2 rRNA genes (1 of these 2 only partly in view) are annotated in these 2,565 nt (G+C 57.7%); both read right to left on the bottom strand.

The window, feature by feature from the left end:
- Positions 1-636 (bottom strand): 23S ribosomal RNA (locus tag ACFWSK_RS37290); it reaches 2,576 nt to the left of the window's first position.
- A gap of 302 nt (positions 637-938) precedes the next feature.
- Positions 939-2,464, bottom strand: a 16S ribosomal RNA gene (locus ACFWSK_RS37285).
- Together the 16S and 23S rRNA genes form the textbook arrangement of a ribosomal RNA operon.
- Positions 2,465-2,565 lie beyond the last annotated feature (101 nt).

The raw sequence follows: 2,565 nt of genomic DNA, 5'->3' as shown, positions 1-2,565 counted from the left end.
CAACAGCGACGCTCCCACGGCTTGTAGGCACACGGTTTCAGGTACTATTTCACTCCGCTCCCGCGGTACTTTTCACCATTCCCTCACGGTACTATCCGCTATCGGTCACCAGGGAATATTTAGGCTTAGCGGGTGGTCCCGCCAGATTCACACGGGATTTCTCGGGCCCCGTGCTACTTGGGTGTCTCTTAAACGAGCCGTTGATGTTTCAGCTACGGGGGTCTTACCCTCTACGCCGGACCTTTCGCATGTCCTTCGCCTACACCAACGGTTTCTGACTCGTCTCACAGTCGGCAGACCATGAAAAAGAGATCCCACAACCCCGCATGCGCAACCCCTGCCGGGTATCACACGCATACGGTTTGGCCTCATCCAGTTTCGCTCGCCACTACTCCCGGAATCACGGTTGTTTTCTCTTCCTGCGGGTACTGAGATGTTTCACTTCCCCGCGTTCCCTCCACACTGCCTATGTGTTCAGCAGTGGGTGACAGCCCATGACGACTGCCGGGTTTCCCCATTCGGAAACCCCCGGATCAAAGCTTGGTTGACAGCTCCCCGGGGACTATCGTGGCCTCCCACGTCCTTCATCGGTTCCTGGTGCCAAGGCATCCACCGTGCGCCCTTAAAAACTTGGCCACAGATGCTCGCGTCCACTGTGCAGTTCTCAAACAACGACCAGCCACCCATCACCCCACCCTTACAGGCGAGTTCACTGGGGCCGGCAACCGAAGATCCAGACAAAAAAGCCCGTACCTTCAGATACCCAACAGCGTGCCCGACCCGACCGACCGATTCCCTCTTTCCACGCCGAAGCAGTACTCGAGAAAACCAACCTGTCGTGCCGAATAGTCAACGTTCCACCCTTGAGCAACCACCGTCGAACATTTGCCGACGAAATGGTCTCTGGATTCCCCGAAGAGAACCTAGATGCTCCTTAGAAAGGAGGTGATCCAGCCGCACCTTCCGGTACGGCTACCTTGTTACGACTTCGTCCCAATCGCCAGTCCCACCTTCGACAGCTCCCTCCCACAAGGGGTTGGGCCACCGGCTTCGGGTGTTACCGACTTTCGTGACGTGACGGGCGGTGTGTACAAGGCCCGGGAACGTATTCACCGCAGCAATGCTGATCTGCGATTACTAGCAACTCCGACTTCATGGGGTCGAGTTGCAGACCCCAATCCGAACTGAGACCGGCTTTTTGAGATTCGCTCCGCCTCGCGGCATCGCAGCTCATTGTACCGGCCATTGTAGCACGTGTGCAGCCCAAGACATAAGGGGCATGATGACTTGACGTCGTCCCCACCTTCCTCCGAGTTGACCCCGGCAGTCTCCTGTGAGTCCCCATCACCCCGAAGGGCATGCTGGCAACACAGAACAAGGGTTGCGCTCGTTGCGGGACTTAACCCAACATCTCACGACACGAGCTGACGACAGCCATGCACCACCTGTATACCGACCACAAGGGGGGCACCATCTCTGATGCTTTCCGGTATATGTCAAGCCTTGGTAAGGTTCTTCGCGTTGCGTCGAATTAAGCCACATGCTCCGCTGCTTGTGCGGGCCCCCGTCAATTCCTTTGAGTTTTAGCCTTGCGGCCGTACTCCCCAGGCGGGGAACTTAATGCGTTAGCTGCGGCACCGACGACGTGGAATGTCGCCAACACCTAGTTCCCAACGTTTACGGCGTGGACTACCAGGGTATCTAATCCTGTTCGCTCCCCACGCTTTCGCTCCTCAGCGTCAGTAATGGCCCAGAGATCCGCCTTCGCCACCGGTGTTCCTCCTGATATCTGCGCATTTCACCGCTACACCAGGAATTCCGATCTCCCCTACCACACTCTAGCTAGCCCGTATCGAATGCAGACCCGGGGTTAAGCCCCGGGCTTTCACATCCGACGTGACAAGCCGCCTACGAGCTCTTTACGCCCAATAATTCCGGACAACGCTTGCGCCCTACGTATTACCGCGGCTGCTGGCACGTAGTTAGCCGGCGCTTCTTCTGCAGGTACCGTCACTTTCGCTTCTTCCCTGCTGAAAGAGGTTTACAACCCGAAGGCCGTCATCCCTCACGCGGCGTCGCTGCATCAGGCTTTCGCCCATTGTGCAATATTCCCCACTGCTGCCTCCCGTAGGAGTCTGGGCCGTGTCTCAGTCCCAGTGTGGCCGGTCGCCCTCTCAGGCCGGCTACCCGTCGTCGCCTTGGTAGGCCATTACCCCACCAACAAGCTGATAGGCCGCGGGCTCATCCTTCACCGCCGGAGCTTTTAACCCCGTCCCATGCGGGACAGAGTGTTATCCGGTATTAGACCCCGTTTCCAGGGCTTGTCCCAGAGTGAAGGGCAGATTGCCCACGTGTTACTCACCCGTTCGCCACTAATCCACCCCGAAGGGCTTCATCGTTCGACTTGCATGTGTTAAGCACGCCGCCAGCGTTCGTCCTGAGCCAGGATCAAACTCTCCGTGAATGTTTTCCCGTAATCGGGACGACACCACGAGAGCGGAACGACCGAGTCGGAATATGACCGGTCGTTCACAGCGTCCTCGCTAGTGTTGCCTACCCGCACCA

The organism is Streptomyces sp. NPDC058620 (genome assembly GCF_042717135.1).
In the GTDB taxonomy this organism is placed as follows: domain Bacteria; phylum Actinomycetota; class Actinomycetes; order Streptomycetales; family Streptomycetaceae; genus Streptomyces.
This window is presented reverse-complemented; position numbering and strand designations above follow the sequence as displayed.